Origin of the sequence: Rhodococcus koreensis, assembly GCF_900105905.1 — a bacterium.
Taxonomy (GTDB): domain Bacteria; phylum Actinomycetota; class Actinomycetes; order Mycobacteriales; family Mycobacteriaceae; genus Rhodococcus_F; species Rhodococcus_F koreensis.
Genome location: NZ_FNSV01000005.1, coordinates 3,378,743 through 3,394,819, shown reverse-complemented (window position 1 = coordinate 3,394,819; position 16,077 = coordinate 3,378,743). Strand labels below are relative to the sequence as shown.

General features: G+C 69.8%; 16 protein-coding genes and 1 riboswitch. Of the genes, 8 read left to right on the top strand and 8 right to left on the bottom strand.

Translation table 11 applies throughout. The annotated features are described in order from the left end of the window. Positions 1 to 43 precede the first annotated feature (43 nt). Entirely contained in the window at positions 44 to 2,362 is a 2,319-nt protein-coding gene (locus tag BLV94_RS19965; protein ID WP_072944840.1) for a helicase-associated domain-containing protein, read from the bottom strand. A gap of 60 nt (positions 2,363 to 2,422) precedes the next feature. On the opposite strand from BLV94_RS19965, the gene BLV94_RS19960 reads away from it, so the two are divergent. Further along, positions 2,423 to 2,611, top strand: a complete 189-nt coding sequence (locus tag BLV94_RS19960; protein WP_015888783.1) for a hypothetical protein — start codon at positions 2,423 to 2,425, stop codon at positions 2,609 to 2,611. A gap of 66 nt (positions 2,612 to 2,677) precedes the next feature. Here BLV94_RS19960 and BLV94_RS19955 read toward each other — a convergent pair whose 3' ends face one another. The 3 genes from BLV94_RS19955 to BLV94_RS19945 form a co-directional block, all read right to left on the bottom strand. Next, positions 2,678 to 3,259 (bottom strand): transglycosylase family protein, encoded by a 582-nt coding sequence (locus tag BLV94_RS19955; protein ID WP_072944838.1) that lies wholly within the window; start codon positions 3,257 to 3,259, stop codon positions 2,678 to 2,680. Positions 3,260 to 3,267: 8 nt separating this feature from the next. After that, a riboswitch (cyclic di-AMP (ydaO/yuaA leader) is annotated at positions 3,268 to 3,481 on the bottom strand. Positions 3,482 to 3,715: 234 nt separating this feature from the next. After that, entirely contained in the window at positions 3,716 to 4,093 is a 378-nt protein-coding gene (locus tag BLV94_RS19950) for a YccF domain-containing protein (RefSeq protein WP_072944836.1), read from the bottom strand. A gap of 44 nt (positions 4,094 to 4,137) precedes the next feature. After that, a complete protein-coding gene (locus tag BLV94_RS19945) occupies positions 4,138 to 4,377 on the bottom strand; it encodes a hypothetical protein (RefSeq protein ID WP_072944834.1) in 240 nt (79 codons plus the stop codon). 169 nt (positions 4,378 to 4,546) lie between these two features. Between BLV94_RS19945 and BLV94_RS19940 the strand changes: the two genes are divergently transcribed. Then, positions 4,547 to 4,957, top strand: coding sequence for a cold-shock protein (locus BLV94_RS19940; protein ID WP_005255275.1), 411 nt, complete (start codon positions 4,547 to 4,549; stop codon positions 4,955 to 4,957). A 64-nt stretch (positions 4,958 to 5,021) separates the two neighbouring features. On the opposite strand, the gene BLV94_RS19935 is transcribed toward BLV94_RS19940, so the two are convergent. The 3 genes from BLV94_RS19935 to BLV94_RS19925 all read right to left on the bottom strand — a co-directional run bounded on the left by BLV94_RS19935 (position 5,022) and on the right by BLV94_RS19925 (position 8,053). Then, positions 5,022 to 5,507: a DUF2771 domain-containing protein gene (locus BLV94_RS19935; protein ID WP_072944833.1), complete on the bottom strand. Its 486-nt coding sequence runs from the start codon at positions 5,505 to 5,507 to the stop codon at positions 5,022 to 5,024. 6 nt (positions 5,508 to 5,513) lie between these two features. Further along, positions 5,514 to 7,187 carry an MFS transporter gene (locus BLV94_RS19930; protein ID WP_072944831.1) on the bottom strand — a complete coding sequence of 558 codons (1,674 nt, stop codon included), beginning with the start codon at positions 7,185 to 7,187 and terminating at the stop codon, positions 5,514 to 5,516. A gap of 71 nt (positions 7,188 to 7,258) precedes the next feature. Further along, positions 7,259 to 8,053, bottom strand: a complete 795-nt coding sequence (locus BLV94_RS19925; protein WP_072944829.1) for a glutaminyl-peptide cyclotransferase — start codon at positions 8,051 to 8,053, stop codon at positions 7,259 to 7,261. Positions 8,054 to 8,091: 38 nt separating this feature from the next. Between BLV94_RS19925 and BLV94_RS19920 the strand changes: the two genes are divergently transcribed. From BLV94_RS19920 to BLV94_RS19905, 3 genes are all read left to right on the top strand, one after another. Beyond that, a complete protein-coding gene (locus BLV94_RS19920) occupies positions 8,092 to 8,940 on the top strand; it encodes a DUF3027 domain-containing protein (RefSeq protein ID WP_083395619.1) in 849 nt (282 codons plus the stop codon). Between the two features lie 176 nt (positions 8,941 to 9,116). Further along, positions 9,117 to 11,684, top strand: coding sequence for an ATP-binding protein (locus BLV94_RS19910; protein WP_072944824.1), 2,568 nt, complete (start codon positions 9,117 to 9,119; stop codon positions 11,682 to 11,684). After that, on the top strand, positions 11,674 to 12,216 hold the full coding sequence (locus BLV94_RS19905) for a phosphatase PAP2 family protein (RefSeq protein ID WP_072944822.1): 543 nt from the start codon (positions 11,674 to 11,676) through the stop codon (positions 12,214 to 12,216). The genes BLV94_RS19910 and BLV94_RS19905 overlap by 11 nt, the downstream gene beginning before the upstream one ends. Before the next feature lie 30 nt (positions 12,217 to 12,246). On the opposite strand, the gene BLV94_RS19900 is transcribed toward BLV94_RS19905, so the two are convergent. Beyond that, positions 12,247 to 12,498 (bottom strand): DUF2530 domain-containing protein, encoded by a 252-nt coding sequence (locus tag BLV94_RS19900; protein ID WP_072944820.1) that lies wholly within the window; start codon positions 12,496 to 12,498, stop codon positions 12,247 to 12,249. 76 nt (positions 12,499 to 12,574) lie between these two features. On the opposite strand from BLV94_RS19900, the gene BLV94_RS19895 reads away from it, so the two are divergent. From BLV94_RS19895 to BLV94_RS19885, 3 genes are all read left to right on the top strand, one after another. Beyond that, a complete protein-coding gene (locus tag BLV94_RS19895; RefSeq protein ID WP_072944818.1) occupies positions 12,575 to 14,029 on the top strand; it encodes an NCS2 family permease in 1,455 nt (484 codons plus the stop codon). 33 nt (positions 14,030 to 14,062) lie between these two features. After that, the gene (locus tag BLV94_RS19890) at positions 14,063 to 14,494 is read left to right on the top strand and encodes an Rv0880 family HTH-type transcriptional regulator (protein WP_072944816.1); all 432 of its coding nucleotides are present in this window, start codon (positions 14,063 to 14,065) and stop codon (positions 14,492 to 14,494) included. Between the two features lie 245 nt (positions 14,495 to 14,739). After that, positions 14,740 to 16,071: an MFS transporter gene (locus BLV94_RS19885; RefSeq protein ID WP_072944907.1), complete on the top strand. Its 1,332-nt coding sequence runs from the start codon at positions 14,740 to 14,742 to the stop codon at positions 16,069 to 16,071. Positions 16,072 to 16,077 lie beyond the last annotated feature (6 nt).

Genomic DNA, 16,077 nt, shown 5'->3' with positions numbered 1-16,077 from the left:
GTGAGTACTTGTTAACGTCCCGCGGTTAACAAGTACTCACGGGTCAGTCGACCCTGGCGACCGACGTGATGCGGTGGAGGGTGAACCGGCGGACCGCGCCGCTCGCCGGATCGAAGGCGTCGAGTTGGCCGCCGCCGACGCTGACGGGATCGACGATGCGGTGCGTCGCCACGCCCTGCGCGTCGACGTAACCGATCGTCACGCTGGAGCGTTCGCGCGCCGCGGCGTTGAGCAGGGCGATGGTCGCGGCGCTGCTGGCCCGCGACCCGTCGGACCGGATGCTGCCGGAACCCTTGGCCGACGCCGCCAGGTCACCGGCGCGCAGCGTCCGGACGACCGCGTCGAGCTGGGCGTCCGTCGCGACGGCCGGGAGGCGGCTCGCGGGCGCCTTGCGCCGGGTCAGGACGCGGGCGCCGCGTGGGCGCAGATCGACGAGGGCACCGGACGAGTCCTCGCCTGCCGGCGCGAACCCGGCGGCCCGCAATTCGCCCAGCACTTCCCGCAGCGGCGCCTGCGACACCGCCACCGTCGGCGCCAGCGCGCGCAGGGCCAGGGCGGCGGCCACCGGCGACGCCAGGACCTCCGCGAGCAGCGTCGGGTCCTCGCAGCGGACGAACGACGCCGCGACACCGGCCCGGAGCCGGCCGTGCCGCCGCGCGACGTCGTCGATCAGATACGACAGCGACTGCGGGACGGGCGTGCGCGACCGGGTTGCGAAGAGGCTGTGCAGTTCCGCCGCCGTCATCCCGACGTCGAGGGCGCGCCGGACGCTGTCCTCGCAGATCCGGTACATCGACGCCGCACCGGCGGACTCGATGTCCGCGACGAGGGTGATCTGCTCCAGCAGGTCGGGGGTCAGCGGTCCCGGGGCGACGACGGTGAGGTCGGCCTGGACGAGAACATGGTCGACGGGTTCGGGCAGTGACGCGTGCATCTCGGCCTCGGCGTCGCCGCCGTGGAGCAGCGCACGTCCGGGGGAGCTGAGCGCGCCGCGGGCGACGAGGCCGAGTGTCGCGGCTTCCTCGAGGGTGCGTTCCACCGCGTGGACCCGCAGCCGGGCGCCCCAGCGGGGGCGACGCCAGGCCAGAAGGCGACTGACCTCGGCGGGGTCGGCCGAGTGCCCGCTGCCCAGTTCCGCCAGCAGCCCGAGAATCGCCTGCCGGTCCCGCGGCGCGGACGGCGCGCGCACTTCCTCGGACAGCGCGGCGACCGGTTTGTCGTTGGCGTCGCGCATGCCGATGAACCACGCCATGCGCGGCAGTTCCAGCCACGCCGCGGCCAGGGCGTGCCACCGCCGGGCGACCGGGGAGGTCAGCCAGTTGTCGACCGCGGTGGTCGGGGCCCAGTAGTTCTCCCCGGTGTCGGACGTCGGCGCCGGGTCCGGGGTGCCGCTCGCGATCAGTCCCGCGGCCGACAGCAGTTCGACGAGCAGGCTCAGCCGGTTCTCGTCGATGCCGGACGTCTTGGCGATCCGTCGCAGTTCCCGGACCCCGAGACCACCCGCCCGCAGAGCCGGTGCCGGGATCTCGCCGAGCGCCTTGACGACGTCCTCGCAGTGGCGGACCAGTTCGAGAGCCTCACCCGCGGCGGCGGCGTTGATGTCGGCCGGCTTGTGTTTGCGGCCCGTCACACCGGGTGCGGCCAGCGAGGTGGGGTCGAAGACGGCCTCCCCACGCAGGACCTGCCGCACCTGGAACGGCAATTCGACGGTCTCGTCGTCGATCCACCGCAGCAGCCCGGCGGCGAGGAGCCGCTGAACGGGACGGTCGGGGGGTGTCCCGGGAGCCGCGTCCCGGGTCCGCCCGATCGAACTCGACTTCGCCAGGGTCTCGAGGATGTCCCGTTCGGCGGTCTGCAGTCCCGCCAGCGCCGCCGTGATCCCGGCCTCGTCGAGCGTCTCGACGGGTTCGGCGCTTCGTCCGACGCGCCACGGGATGGTGGCCACGACGGCGGGAACGATCCGCAGCGTCGTCTTGTCGCCCCAGACGATCCCGACGGACCGCAGGCCGTCGAGGGTGGCGTCGACGGTCTTCTTCGTCGCCCGCGACCCCACCGCCTCCTGCAGGGTGGCCCGGGGCACGGGCACCTCGTCGGCGCGCTCGAGCGCCAGGAGTTCGAGGACACCGAAGTCCAGGGACGTGAGGTTGTCGGCCGCCCGGGCGACCGAGGCCCGTTGCTCGGCGCGGCCGGCGAGGACGACGATCGTGGCCGGCGGCGGGACCGCGAGATCGGGGCGCCTGCGGAGCAGATCCGTCAGTTCTGCGTCGCTGCGCGCGGCCAGCCAGTCCGCGAGCGTCGCGGCGCCGCGGGGGGAGACTGCGGTGCCGTTGGTGCTCGCGATGGTGTCGTCGGTGTCGGTCATCGACTATCAGATTAGAGACCTGGGCTGTACGTCGCCGAATGCTCCTGTCAAAATGGCACCGTGGCTAACAATTCGAAGAAGCAGTATGTGGATCCAGGGTGGCCCGAAACCGCCGATGGAGATCACGCCGTGACCGAACTGTCGTCGACCCGTGCGGGCGGATTGTCCCCGTTCGGCGAGGACACCGAGTTCCCGTTGCCGGCGGAGTCGTTGCCGTACGCGCACCCGCACACGGTGATCAACCGCTGACCATGCGACAGAAGAGGGGCCCTGCACCGGATCGGTGCAGGGCCCCTCTTCTGTGAGTTGCGGGGATTACTGCGGGAGCAGTCCCTTGTTCGCGTCGATGAGCTGCAGGATCTGGGGATCGATCGCGATGCCCTGGGCCTTGACGGCCTCGATCGCGCTGTCGACGGCGCCGGCGTACTGCGAGGTGCCGCTGGTGCTGGGGACGCCGCCCGTGATGTCGGGGAGGGCAGGCGCCGCGGGCGCCTCGGGCACGGTGGCGGGGGCGGTGCGCTGGGTGGGTGCGCTGCTCAGGCCGAGGCTCGAGGAGCAGGACGGCCATGCGCCCCAGCCCTGGGAGTCGAGGACCTTCTCGGCGACGACGATCTGCTGTTCACGCGAGGCCTGGTTGGCGGTGGCTGCGTACTGGGTTCCACCGTGTGCGTTCCAGGTGCTCGGGGAGAACTGGAGTCCGCCCTGGAAGCCGTTTCCGGTGTTGATGCCCCAGTTTCCGCCGGACTCGCACTGCGCGAGGCGGTCCCAGTCGGAGTCGGGTGCCGCGTTCGCGGTGCCCGAGAAGGCTGCTCCGGCGACGCCCATGATGGCGCCGGTGACGGCGACCTTGGCGACGGTGCGGCCGGTGGTGGTGGGCTTGCGATGGCGTCCGCTCATAGTGGTAGAGATCCTCTCCACACGCGCCTGCGAGGTCAGCTGTCGGGTTCGGGCTGAGAGGTCGCCCGGCCTCGCCTCTCCTGGCTGGAGAGGGTCTGGCTTCACCCCAAGATCCGACTGTGCGAGGCACATTCGGACCGGTGTCCGTCTGGAAACTTGCGTTCCCTGGAGGACTTTGGGTCCCCCGTCCTCGTCCCTGGAATGCTTCGTCGGGACTCCGGTACCCGCGGGACGAGGTTTGGCGCGGCGGGCCGGACGTGGCCGATGTTTCATCGGCCGGTGACGACGGTAACGGGCCGAGGCCGCAGTGTCACCATTTGATAACGCGGAGTGTCTTCGCCTGTTGCGGGGCCTCATTGGGCGCGCCGGGACTCTTCCCAGCTAGTGGCGACGAGACGTGCGTATCGCCGTCCCGTTGCCCTTCCGTTACCGGGTCGTTATGTGAGGAAGCTCACATCACTGCGGTGCGTCGACGATGTCCTTGCCGAGGGGCATCAGCGAGATGGGAATCATCTTGATGTTCGCGACGGCGAGCGGGATCCCGATGATCGTGATCGCCATGGCGATTGCCGTCACGACGTGCCCGATCGCGAGCCACAGACCAGCGATGATGAACCAGATGACGTTGCCGATCAGCGAGGCCACACCGGCCGTCGGCTTGTCGATCACGGTCTTCCCGAACGGCCACAGCGCGTAGACGCCGACGCGGAACGACGCGATGCCGAACGGGATCGTGATGATCAGGATGAAGCACAGGATTCCGGCGACGAAGTACCCCAGCGCCAGCCACAGACCGCCGAAGACCAGCCAGATGATGTTGAGCAGAATTCTCATGATCGTCCCCTCGGTGGTTGGGAATGCCTCGGTGATCGGGTGTGTCAGCGCGAGCGTCTGCCCTGCCTCAGTGCCGCGACGATTCCGAGCAGGAATCCGATCGGGCAGGCGAGGGCGATGAGGTAGAGAACGAGACCCGGTTCGGAATCGGAGAGCACCGGGGTCAGGAAGATCGCCACGATCGCGACGAAGCCGATCGCGAAGAGAGCGAGCGCGACCCGCAGGAGTCCGTCGCCCCTCCGGGGTGTGTGAGGTGTGCTCGAAGGAGTCGATTCGTGGGCCACACCAGCAACGATAGTGCCTGGAAACCCGAATGCCGGAGGGGGTGTCTGCAAGGTAGACTGTGGGCACTGCGCGTCCCGCACCAGAGGTGGGGCGCGCTGTTTTGCATACCAAGTGCAACAAATACCAAGTGCAACCAACTGCACTCCAAGTGATGAGCGGGTGAACGCGGTGCCGACCGGCAAGGTGAAGTGGTACGACGTCGAAAAGGGCTTCGGCTTTCTGTCGCAGGAGGAGGGGGAGGACGTCTATGTGCGTTCGTCCGCTCTTCCCGAGGGCGTCGAGGGCCTCAAGGCCGGTCAGCGTGTGGAGTTCGGCATGGCCGCCGGTCGACGCGGACCCCAGGCGCTGAGCCTGAAGGTGCTCGACCCTGCGCCGTCGCTGCGTCAGAACGCCGCGCGCAAGGAGCCGTCCGCCAAGAAGCACACGCCGGACGAACTGCACGGCATGGTCGAGGACATGATCACGCTGCTCGAGGCGAAGGTCCAGCCGGACCTGCGCAAGGGCAAGTACCCCGACCGCAAGACCGCCCAGCGCATCTCCGAGGTGGTCCGCGCCGTCGCACGCGAACTCGACAGCTGATTTCTCCGACGAGAAGGGCCCCGCGCTGTGACAGCGCGGGGCCCTTCTTCGTGAGCGTGTCGTTCTAGGCGGTCTTGATCGACCAGGCGGCCCGGGCCTGCGTGAGCCCCTGCTCGTCGACGACGGCGGACGGCAGCTGGATCTCGACGCCGGCCAGTTGCAGGTCTTCCGAGGAGGGCACGGTCACGGCGCGGGTCTCACCGGCGCGGTGCGCCTGTTCCTGGACGAGGAGCTGGCCCGAAGGATCCTGGTACACGATGAGCATGCGCCACGGCGCGTCGACGATCTCCTGCGGCAACGACAGCTGCAGCGACGAGCCGGGGGGTACGTCGAGTTCGGCGATGTCGCCGGTCTGGCAGTCCTCGAGGTACAGGTTGCAGTAGCCGAGCGGGGCGACCTGCTCGGCCCGGTCGTGCGCGAAGGCCGTGATCTCGGGCAGGCGGGGCGAGGAGTTGCGGACCAGTGTGTAGACGACTCCGACGAAGGCCACCAGGACCACTATCAGGCCCACTGCAATCAGTGCCAGGATCTTCTTGGTTCGCGCCTGCATTCTCACTTACTTCACATTTCCCGTCGATCGGTCGGCCCGGTGGGTCGAGTGGTGCTCGGTGGTCACTTCTTGTTCGGCCAGGTCGGGGCGTTTTCCTCCGAGCCCTGGCAGGAGGGTGCTGCCGCGGTACGTGAGGACGGTCTGGACGAGCCCCACGGTCATGACGGCGGAGACCACCGAGAACCCGATCCAGTATTCGGTGGGCAGCAGGACACCCAGCGCCCCGCCCACGACCCAGCTCAGCTGTAGAACGGTCTCCGAACGTCCGAATCCGGACGCGATCGACTCCTCGGGCAGGTCGTGCTGCAGTGACGCGTCCAGCGACACCTTGGCCAGGGCGCTGGCCGCCGAGGCGACGAGGGTGGCGAGGGCGGCGGTCAGGAGATTGTCGGTGATCGCGGCGAGGACGGCGATGATCCACACGGCGCCCGTGCAGCGCAGCACGATGAGGGCGGGGCGGCCGAGCTTGATCCGGGCGCCCGCGGCGTTGCCGGCGAAGTTGCCGATGCCGGCGGCCGCGCCGACCAGGCCGAGCATGGCGGCCTGGACCAGAGGCTCGTGGTCGGTCTTCGACTTCGCGACGAACGCGATGTACAGGGTGAGGAACCCGGTGAGCACGCGGATGGTGCTGTTGCCCCACAACCCGGTGATGACCGCGCGGCCCAGCGGTTGCCTGCGTTTGCCGGTCTTCGCGGTGGCCGGGGCCTCGGGCTGCAGCACGCGGGTGCGTCCGATCACCTCGGTCGGGTGCTCGTCGCCGTGGTAGGTGAGGGTCGCGGGGACCTCGCCTTCGGTGACCTCGACCCACGATGGGATCCGCATGGAGAGGTACGCGCCGAGGGCGGTGATGACGGCCGCCAGCCACAGCGCGCCGACGGAACCGGTGGCCATGGCGAGACCACCCGCGAGGGCGCCCGCGCCGATGGTTCCGCCGAGGAGCCCGAACACGGTGAGCCGGGAGTTGACGCGCACGAGGTCGATCTCCGGCGGCAGCACCCGTGGGGTGACCGCACTCTTGAGCACCGAGAACGACTTGCTGAGCACCATCATTCCGAGCGCCGCCGGATACAGCACCCAGCTGTCGAAGTTGAAGACGAGAACGATCGCCAGCATCGTCCGGAGTCCGAACGACGTGGCCAGTGCGACGCGGCGGCCGTGCTGGAGTCGGTCGAGCATCGGACCGATCAGGGGAGCGATGACGGCGAACGGGGCGATCGTGATCAGCAGGTACAGCGCGACCTTCGTCTTGTCCTCGCCCGTCGCGGCCGAGAAGAACAGCGTGTTCGCCAGCGCGACGGCGATGGCCGCGTCGGTCGCGTTGTTGGCCATCACCGCGTAGGTGAGCGCGGTGAGCCCCGACTTGTCCGCACCGTCCGCCTTGGCGGCACGGTGGAACGTCGCGATGCCCTTGTTGGTGAGTTCCCGGCTGCGCATCGCCGCCACCCGGGTGACGGTGAGCTTGCGCGGCATCGGTGGCGCCTTGGGGGCGTCCGCCCGCTCCTCGTCGGATCGGGGACGCTGCCCGCCGCCGACCGGATGCAGGGGCGGCAGCGGCGTGCGCCGCCCTCCGGGGCGTGCCGCGGGCGGGTATTTGTCGTAGCCGGGATGAGCGGGGGGCCCGGGATTCTCGTCAGGAGCCCGACCGCCGTCAGGCTCGTAGGGTTCGCGCGGTCCGGTCACTCCCTAATTCTGTCCTAGTCGGGAGACCTGCGACCACAGCAACCCCGGGCAATGCTGGTCAGATCGGCCTGTCAGGGAACGAACCGCACCTCGAACATGGCCGGCCAGTACTTTCCGGTGACGAGGAACCGGTCCGTTCCCGGGATCTGGGCGATGCCGTTGAGGACGTCGACGTCCCGAGGGCCGGGCGGAAGCGCGTCGCGGACGGCGGAGGCGTCGATCTCCGCGCTGACCCGCCCGTCCGACGGATCGATGCGGACGAGGGTGTCGGTGGTCCAGACGTTCGCGTAGATCGCGCCGTCGTCGGCGCATTCGAGTTCGTTGAGCCGGGAGACGGGGTTTCCGTCCTGCACCGCCTGCACGGTGCGCCGGGGCTCGAACGTGACCGGGTCGCGGAACGTGAGGGTGGGGGAGCCGTCGCTCGTGACCAGCGCGCCGGGCATTGCGCAGATGCCCCACCCCTCGCCGTCGAACGGGACCCGCCGCTGTTCGGCGAGCGTCGCGCGATCCCGGACGACGGCGACCCCGTCCCGCCACGTCAGCTGCCAGATCGTGTCACCGCTCACCGTGATGCCCTCGCCGAACAGCGGAGACGGCAGTTCGGCGCGCACCCGGACGGTGCCGCTGTCGAGGTCGGTGGCCTGCACCCAGGATTCGCCGGGGCGGCCGGTGCCCTCGAGCAGTTCGGTGCCGTCGATCTCGAGTCCCTGGGTGAACGCATTCGGGTCGTGGTCGGCGGTGCGGACGATCTCCGCGCGAAGGTCCGCGCCGGGCGCGCCCGACGCCACGGGGCTCTGCGGGGAGCATGCGGCGACCATCCACGCCACCGCGAGCAGGGCTGGGACGAGGTGCCTCCGGCCGGTCATCGGACCAGCATGACAGCCCAGGTGGGCACGCACTTGCGGTGGTGCGGCAAACTGGTGGTGTGAGTGTTGCTTCTTCCGACGAGCGCGCAGTGGCGCGTCCCGTACTGACCGACGCCGTCGAGCTCGCCCGGACCGCAGTGGTCGAACTGCAGGAAGGGGGAGTCGGCGACTATCTGGGCGTCACGTCCGAGGACGAGTGCGCCGCGACTCACCGTTTCGTTGCGGACCTTCCTGGCTACCGGGGCTGGCAGTGGGCGGTGGTGGTGGCCGCCGATCCCGAGTCGGACCGTGCCACCGTCAGCGAACTCGCCCTCCTCCCCGGACCCGATGCGCTGGTCGCACCCGACTGGATCCCGTGGGACCAGCGGATTCGCCCCGGAGACCTGTCCGCGGGCGATCTGCTGGCACCGCCGGCCGGTGACCCCCGCCTCGTGCCCGGCTATGTCGCGACGGGTGACCCCGAGATCGACGACGCCGCCCGCGAACTGGGCCTGGGCCGCAAGCAGGTGTTGAGCCTCGAGGGTCGCCTCGACGCCGCCCAGCGCTGGCACGACGGCGACTACGGCCCCGATTCCGAGATGGCCAAGGCTGCGCCGTCGACGTGCGGGCTGTGCGGTTTCTACCTCCCGCTCGCCGGGTCCCTGCACGGGGAGTTCGGCGTGTGCGGCAACGAGATGGCCGCCGACGGGCACGTCGTCGACGTGACGTACGGGTGCGGCGCCCACTCCGACACCCTGCTGCCCACGGGCGCCGGTTCGCCGCAGTACGACGCGTACGACGACGGCGCCGTCGAGGTCGTCGAGCGGTCCGCAACCGAGACGGGGGCCGGCACCGAGCCCGAGGCTGCCGCGGTCACCGAGGCCGAGGAATCCGCATCGACCAGCTAGCCGATCCTTTCGGCACCGCCGCCCTGAGGGATTCGACGCTCCTCGCGTGGCGCACGTCGCCCACCCGCCTGCGGGAGGACGCCGCGGCCGAATCCGATCTGGCCCGCGCCGGCTACCGCGACCGGCTCCTCACCGAGCTGGCGCAGAACGCGGCCGACGCCGCGGCCCGAGCCGAAGTGCCCGGAGAGCTGTCCGTGCACCTCGACGGACGGGTCCTCAGCGTGTCCAACACGGGCACACCGCTGGACGAGCCGGGAGTGCAGGCGCTGGTCGCGCTGCGGGCGTCGAACAAGTCCGGGGCCACCGTCGGCCGTTACGGCGTCGGCTTCACGGCGGTGCTGTCGGTGAGCGACGAGGTCGAACTGCGGTCGACGTCCGGTTCGGTGCTGTTCTCCGCGGGCCGTACCAGGGCGGAACTGCGGGACCTCGACGGCGCCGACCCCGGCGCGGGTGTGCCTGCTCTCCGGCTGGCGTGGCCCACCGTGAACCGCCCGGCCGCCGGTGCGGAGTCGGAAGTCGTGCTCACGCTGCGCGAGGACGTGGACGCCGAGTCGCTGCTCGCCTACATGGCCCGCGAAGCCCCCGACCTTCTGCTCGAACTCCCGGCGCTCGTCTCGATCACCGTGGGCGACAAGCAGTTCCGCCGACGCGAACGACCACTCGATTCCGGGTTGACCGAGGTCGCGATCGGCGACGACCGCTGGTGGCAGTACGAGTCCGGGCGGGCCCGCTGGCTCGTCCCGGTCCGGGACGGCGTCGTCGCACCCGTGACCGAGGATGTCCTGCGCGCCCCCACCCGGTCGGACGAGGAACTGTCGGTACCGGCGATCCTCGTCGCCGACATCGCCATGCAACCCGACCGCAGGCGCATCCTGCCCGGCGCCGCGATCGCCGAGTTGGCCACCGGATACGCCGAGTTCGTGGCCGCGGTGCCGCCCGATCAGCGACTGTCGCTGGTCCCCGTCCCCGCGTTCGCACGCAGCGAGGTGGACTCGGCGTTGCGCGACCATCTCGTCGCCGAACTCCGCGAGCACCCCTGGCTGCCGACCGTCGACGGCAAGGACAAGGCCCCGGGCCGGGCGTCGGTGGTTCCCGGGCTGACCGAGGAACTCGCGGAACTGCTCGCCGAGATCGTCGACGGCCTGGTCGTCCCGGATCTGTCCGGCCCCCGCTGGGCGCCTGCGCTCGCCGCCGTCGACGCCCACCGCCTCGGCCTGGCCCGCCTCACCGAACTGCTCAGTGGCGTCGAACGGGCACCGTCGTGGTGGCAGCGCCTGTACGCGGCGCTCGAACCGCTGGCCGTCGACGCCCTCGCGGCGGAGGAACTGGCGTCGATCCCGGTTCCGCTGTCCGACGGCCGCACGGTGACCGGCCCGCGAACGGTGTTGCTGGGTCACGACATCGACGAAGTGCTGGGTGTCGACTGGACGAGGCTCGTCCACCCCGACGCCGCGCACCCGCTGCTGTCGAGGCTCGGCGCGAAGACGGCCACGGCCGTCGACCTGCTCTCGGATCCGGCGTTGCGCGCCGAGATCGAGGACCTCGATCCCGACGACGCGGCGGCTGCCGAGGAACTCTCGGTCGCGGTGCTCGCGCTCGCAGGCCGCGTCGACCCGGGCGTCCTGCCGTCGTGGCTCGGCCTGCTGCCCCTGCCGGACGTCGACGGGGAGTTGCGCGGTGCGGACGAATTGCTGTTGCCCGGCGCGCCACTCGCCGAGGTCCTGGTGGACGACTCGCCGTTCGCGTGCGTGGACTCCGCGTTCGCGGAGCGGGTAGGGGAGGACGCTCTCCGCGCCGTGGGTGTCGGCTGGGGCTTCACCGTGCTGCGCGCCGAACTCCCCACCGGACCCGACCACGACCTCGACGACGAGGACCGCTGGTGGGACACGCTCGACGACGACCCCGACGTGATGGGGGCGGTGCGCGACCTGGATCTGGTGGACGAGAACCGCTGGCCGCAGGCGCTGACGATGCTCGCCCGGGACCCGGCGACGCGTCCGTTGCTCGCCGACCGCGCCGGGTACACGGCCTGGTGGCTGCGTCACAACGCCGAGTCGGACGGCCAGGTGCTCGGTCTGCTCCGCGACCCCGCCGACGAGACGTTCGCCGGACTGCTCGACCCCGTCGAGCACCCGGAATCCGCCGTGTTCGCCGCCGCACTGGCCCCCGCGACGGTCGACTCTCCGGAACTCGCGCAGCTACTCCTGGACCGGCTGGCCGACCCGGATCGCGAACCGTCCCCGGCGGTGATCGCGCGGGCCCACAGCCTGCTCGCGGCGGCCGCGGCCGGGCACCTCCTCGACCTCGAGGACCTTCACCTGCCCGAACACGTGCGCGGACTGACGGGCGCCCTGGTCGACCCCGCCGACGCGCTGGTGCTGGACGAACCGTGGCTGGCCGCCGCGGTGCCGCGCGAGCGCCTGGTGGTCGGGAGCCTGGACACCGCCGAGTCCCTCGCCGATCTGCTGGACGTCCCGCTCGCCTCCACCGCGATCCGCGGCACCGTCACCGGCTCCGGACGGGAATCCACGTGGGATCGCGAACCCGCCGCAGTCCTCGCCTTCGCCGCACTCGGCCGCGACCTGCCCCGCGGGCCCGTCGTCGTCCATCCCCGGCTCACGGTGAAGCTCACGGGTGCCGTCGACGCCGAGATCGCGGTTCCGTGGTGGGTGGACGAGCAGGGCACAACCCATTGTTCCGAGTCGTGGGCCGAGGGCACGTGGGGCGCCGCCGGTGTCGTTTGACCAGAGCATCCTCGACAGCGCGGTCGAGGAGCGCACACCCTGGCTTGTCGACGTCGTCACCGTCATCACGCACAGCGGCGGAACGGTCGCCGCCTGGATCGTGTCCACCGTCCTGACAGTGGCCCTCCTGCTGCAGGACCGTCGTCGGGAAGCCGTCCTCGTCGCCGGCGCGATGCTGTCCGGTCTGGCCGTGATGACCGCGCTCAAGAATCTGTTCGAGCGGCAGCGTCCCCCACTGCCGGATCGGCTGGTGGAGATCTCGTCGTTCTCGTTCCCGTCCGGTCACGCGATGATGACCGCGATTCTCGCGAGCGTGCTCGTTGCCGTCGTGCTCCGGGACGTGCTGGTGCGGCACGTCCGGATCACGCTCGTCTTCCTGCTGGTGCTGTACCCGCTGGCGGTGGGGCTGTCGCGCGTCTACCTCGGCGCGCACTGGATGACCGACGTCCTCGCCGGGTGGGCCTTCGGCGCGCTGTGGGCGGCATTCTGGATCCTGCTGACCCGCACCCGGCCCCGCCGCAGCCAGGCCTAGGACTGCATCACTCGAGCAGTCCCTGCTGCATCACTCGAGCAGTCCCTGCTGTGCCCCGCGGCTGCCGCGCCGCGCGGCCCGCCGCTGCAACGCGAACAATCCGTACCCGAGGAATCCGACGACGACACCGGCTATACACGTCGGAAGCGCATCCGACCACCGGTCGCCCGTGACGATCACCACGACCATCGCGACCGCCCACAGAGTGGTTCCCAGTATCAGCGCAGGTCGCGGGTCGGCGAGGCGCTGAGTGAGGGGTCGGCGATCTGCGGTTTCGTTCACCGAATGAACGCTACCCTCGCCGCGGTGCCCTAATCTCCAAGGGCGACGCGCGACTTCTGGCGATGGGGACTGAACAATGGGTGCTGCTCCGAAACTGCTCGACAACTACTTCAAGATCACCGAGCGTGGTTCGACGGTAGGCGCGGAGATTCGCGGCGGCGTGGTGACGTTCGTCGCGATGGCGTACATCGTGGTGCTGAACCCTCTCATCCTCGGCAGCTTCTCACCCGACGATGCCGTCGCCAAGACCGACGTCCTCGGCAACATCCTCCCCGTGAACCAGGTGGCCGCGGTCACAGCCCTGGTGGCGGGACTGATGAGCATCGTGTTCGGGGTCGTCGCCAACTACCCCTTCGCGATCGCGGCGGGCCTCGGCATCAACAGTCTCCTCGCCGTCACCATCGCGCCGCAGGTCACCTGGCCCGAGGCGATGGGTCTCGTCGTGATCGACGGTGTCATCATCGTCGTGTTGGCGCTCACCGGTTTCCGGACGGCCGTCTTCAATGCCATTCCCGCCGAGCTGAAATCCGCCATCGCCGCCGGTATCGGCATGTTCATCGCGTTCATCGGTCTCGTCGACGCCGGGTTCGTGCGGCGCATCCCCGACGTCGCGGGCACCACCGTCCCCGTCGGCCTGGGCATCAACGGATCGATCTCCTCCTGGCCGACCGTGACGTTCGTGTTCGGTGTGCTGCTGATGGGTGTCCTGGTGGTGCGCAAGGTGCGGGGCGGTCTGCTGATCGGCATCGTCGTCACCACCGTGCTGGCCGCGATCATCGAGGCCCTCGCCGGCGTCGGACCGTCGCTCGGCGTGAACCCCTACGGCTGGAACCTCAGCGTTCCGGCCGCTCCCGATGTGCTGGCGGAACTTCCGGATCTCAGCCTCGTCGGCGACGTCAGCATCTTCGGGGCGTTCACCCGCATCGGCGTGCTCGCGGCCAGCCTGCTGGTGTTCACGCTCGTGCTCGCCAACTTCTTCGACGCCATGGGCACGATGACCGGGCTCGGCAAGGAGGCAGGCCTGACCGACGAGGACGGCAACCTTCCCAACATCGGACGGGCCCTCGTCGTCGAGGGCACCGGCGCGATCGTCGGCGGCGGGGCCTCCGCGTCGTCCAACACGGTCTTCGTGGAATCCGCTTCGGGTATCGCCGAGGGCGCCCGCACCGGACTCGCGAATGTGGTGACGGGACTGCTGTTCCTGGCCGCGATGTTCCTGACCCCGCTGTATTCGGTGGTGCCGATCGAGGCGGCCGCGCCCGCGCTGGTCGTCGTCGGCGCGATGATGATCGGCCAGGTCCGGGACATCGACTTCACGAAGTTCTCGATCGCGCTGCCCGCGTTCCTCACCATCATCGTCATGCCGTTCACGTACTCGATCGCCAACGGCATCGGCGTCGGATTCGTCTCGTGGGTCGTGCTCAATGCTGCGAGCGGTGGTATCAAGAAGATTCACCCGTTGATGTGGGTGGTGGCGCTTCTGTTCGTGGCCTACTTCGCGGTCGGTCCGATCACCGACGCAGTAACGTAAACGGCGGCCGATCGGTCCCGTATTGTCATTCCCGTGACCACGGATACGCGAGCACTCGCCAGCGACCTCTCCCTGGCTGTCGTGCGCCTCACGCGTCACCTGCGTGGGCGCCGCGTCGACGCCCAGGTATCGCTGACCCAGCTGTCGGCACTGGCCACCCTCGCCCGCGACGGCGCCATGACGCCGGGCAATCTCGCGGCGCGCGAGAAGGTGCAGCCGCCGTCGATGACCAGGGTCATCGCGTCCTTGGTCGAACTGGGACTGGTCGAGCGGGCACCGCATCCCACCGACGGACGCCAGATCATCGTCACGCTGTCGGACGCCGGTCACGCGCTGATCGCCGACGAGACGCACGCCCGCGAGGCGTGGATGAACGAGCGGCTGTCCGGGCTCGACGAGTCTCAGCTGAAGACTCTCCGCGACGCGGTCGGCATCATCACGTCCATCGTCGCCGACTCGGAGTGAACCGCCGCGGCTGATCGGCAGCTGCCCAGCAGTACAACGGCATTCGGCTCCCGGAACCTGGGTAGGTATCCGTTACCGCGATATCGCGGAGCAAATCATCTGCCGGAGAACGCAATCGGAATCCCCAGCGGTCCGGCCACCGAGGCGCGCATAGGGGCAGGTCGAAGGCGTTCCGGTGGCGGGAGCAAGATGGAAGGGTGCCGCCCGAACCCGAAACCACCGCCCCAGACCAGCCGAAGACCGGCATGTTCGCCGCACTCCGCACCCGGAACTACCGGTTGTGGGCGTCGGGGCAGATCGTCTCCCTCGTCGGCACGTGGATGCAGCGGGTGGCGCAGGACTGGCTCGTCCTGACGTTGTCGAACGGCAACGCCCTCGCGGTCGGGATCGTGATGGCACTGCAGTTCGGCCCGACCCTGTTCCTGTCCGTGTGGGGCGGCGTCCTCGCCGACCGGTACGACAAGCGGCGCATCCTCATCGCGACACAGGTATCGATGGCGTTGTGCGCGCTGGTGCTCGGCCTGCTCGACGTCGGCGGACTGGTCGCCCTGTGGCACGTCTATCTCATCGCGTTCCTGATGGGCTGCGCGTCCGCGATCGACGCGCCGGCGCGGCAGTCGTTCACGATCGAGATGGTCGGCAAGGACTCGCTGCCCAACGCCATCGCGCTGAACTCCATGACGTTCAACACGGCCCGGATCATCGGCCCGGCGATCTCCGGTGTGCTCATCACCCTCATCGGCACGGGCTGGGTGTTCCTGCTCAACGTGGGCACGTTCACCGGCGTGCTGATCGCACTGCTGATGATGAACGCCCGCGACCTGTTCACGGCACCCCAGGCGGAACGCGGGAAGGGGCAGGTCCGGGAGGGTTTCCGCTACGTGTGGAGTCGCGCCGACCTGCGGGTGCTGATGGTGGCGATCTTCATGGTGTCCACGTTCGGTCTGAACTTCCCGATCAGTCTCGCCGTTCTCGCCCGCAACACGTTCGATCGCGGTGCGGACGCCTACGGACTGCTGTCGACCACGCTCGCCGTGGGCACGCTGGCCGGCGCCACGATCGCCGCGAAACGCACGACCCCGCCCCGGCTGCGCACGTTCCTCGGGGCCGCCGCCGCATTCGGGGCGTTCGAAATCCTGGTCGGGGTGATGCCCACCTATGCACTGGTGGCGATCATGCTCGTCCCGACCGGTGCGCTGACCCTGACGTTCACGACGGCGGCGATGAACATCCTGCAGATGTCCGTGCCGTCCGAGATGCGCGGCCGGGTGATGGGCATCTACATGCTCTGTTTCCTCGGCGGCACCCCGCTGGGCAGTCCCGTTCTGGGGTGGCTGGCCGACGCCCTCGACCCCCGCGCACCGCTCGTGATCGGCGGCGCGATCTCCCTGGTCAGCGGCATCGGCGCGGCCCTGTACCTGATGCGGCACCAGCGGGTGTGGATCACGGTGCGCAGACCGGACGCCGGCCGCCACCTCCCGGTGATCGAACTGCGCAACGTGCTCGAACCGCGCCCCGTCGTGGTCTGCGACGCCACCGAACAGGCCGTGGAGGCCAGCCGCGACCCGCGGTCCTGACGGCCC

Bases quoted from the DNA above. Each gene is read 5' to 3' on its own strand.
- BLV94_RS19965 (WP_072944840.1), bottom strand. From the start codon at position 2,362: ATGACCGACACCGACGACACCATCGCGAGCACCAACGGCACCGCAGTC.
- BLV94_RS19955 (WP_072944838.1), bottom strand. From the start codon at position 3,259: ATGAGCGGACGCCATCGCAAGCCCACCACCACCGGCCGCACCGTCGCC.
- BLV94_RS19950 (WP_072944836.1), bottom strand. From the start codon at position 4,093: ATGAGAATTCTGCTCAACATCATCTGGCTGGTCTTCGGCGGTCTGTGG.
- BLV94_RS19935 (WP_072944833.1), bottom strand. From the start codon at position 5,507: ATGCAGGCGCGAACCAAGAAGATCCTGGCACTGATTGCAGTGGGCCTG.
- BLV94_RS19925 (WP_072944829.1), bottom strand. From the start codon at position 8,053: ATGACCGGCCGGAGGCACCTCGTCCCAGCCCTGCTCGCGGTGGCGTGG.
- BLV94_RS19895 (WP_072944818.1), top strand. From the start codon at position 12,575: ATGGGTGCTGCTCCGAAACTGCTCGACAACTACTTCAAGATCACCGAG.
- BLV94_RS19885 (WP_072944907.1), top strand. From the start codon at position 14,740: ATGTTCGCCGCACTCCGCACCCGGAACTACCGGTTGTGGGCGTCGGGG.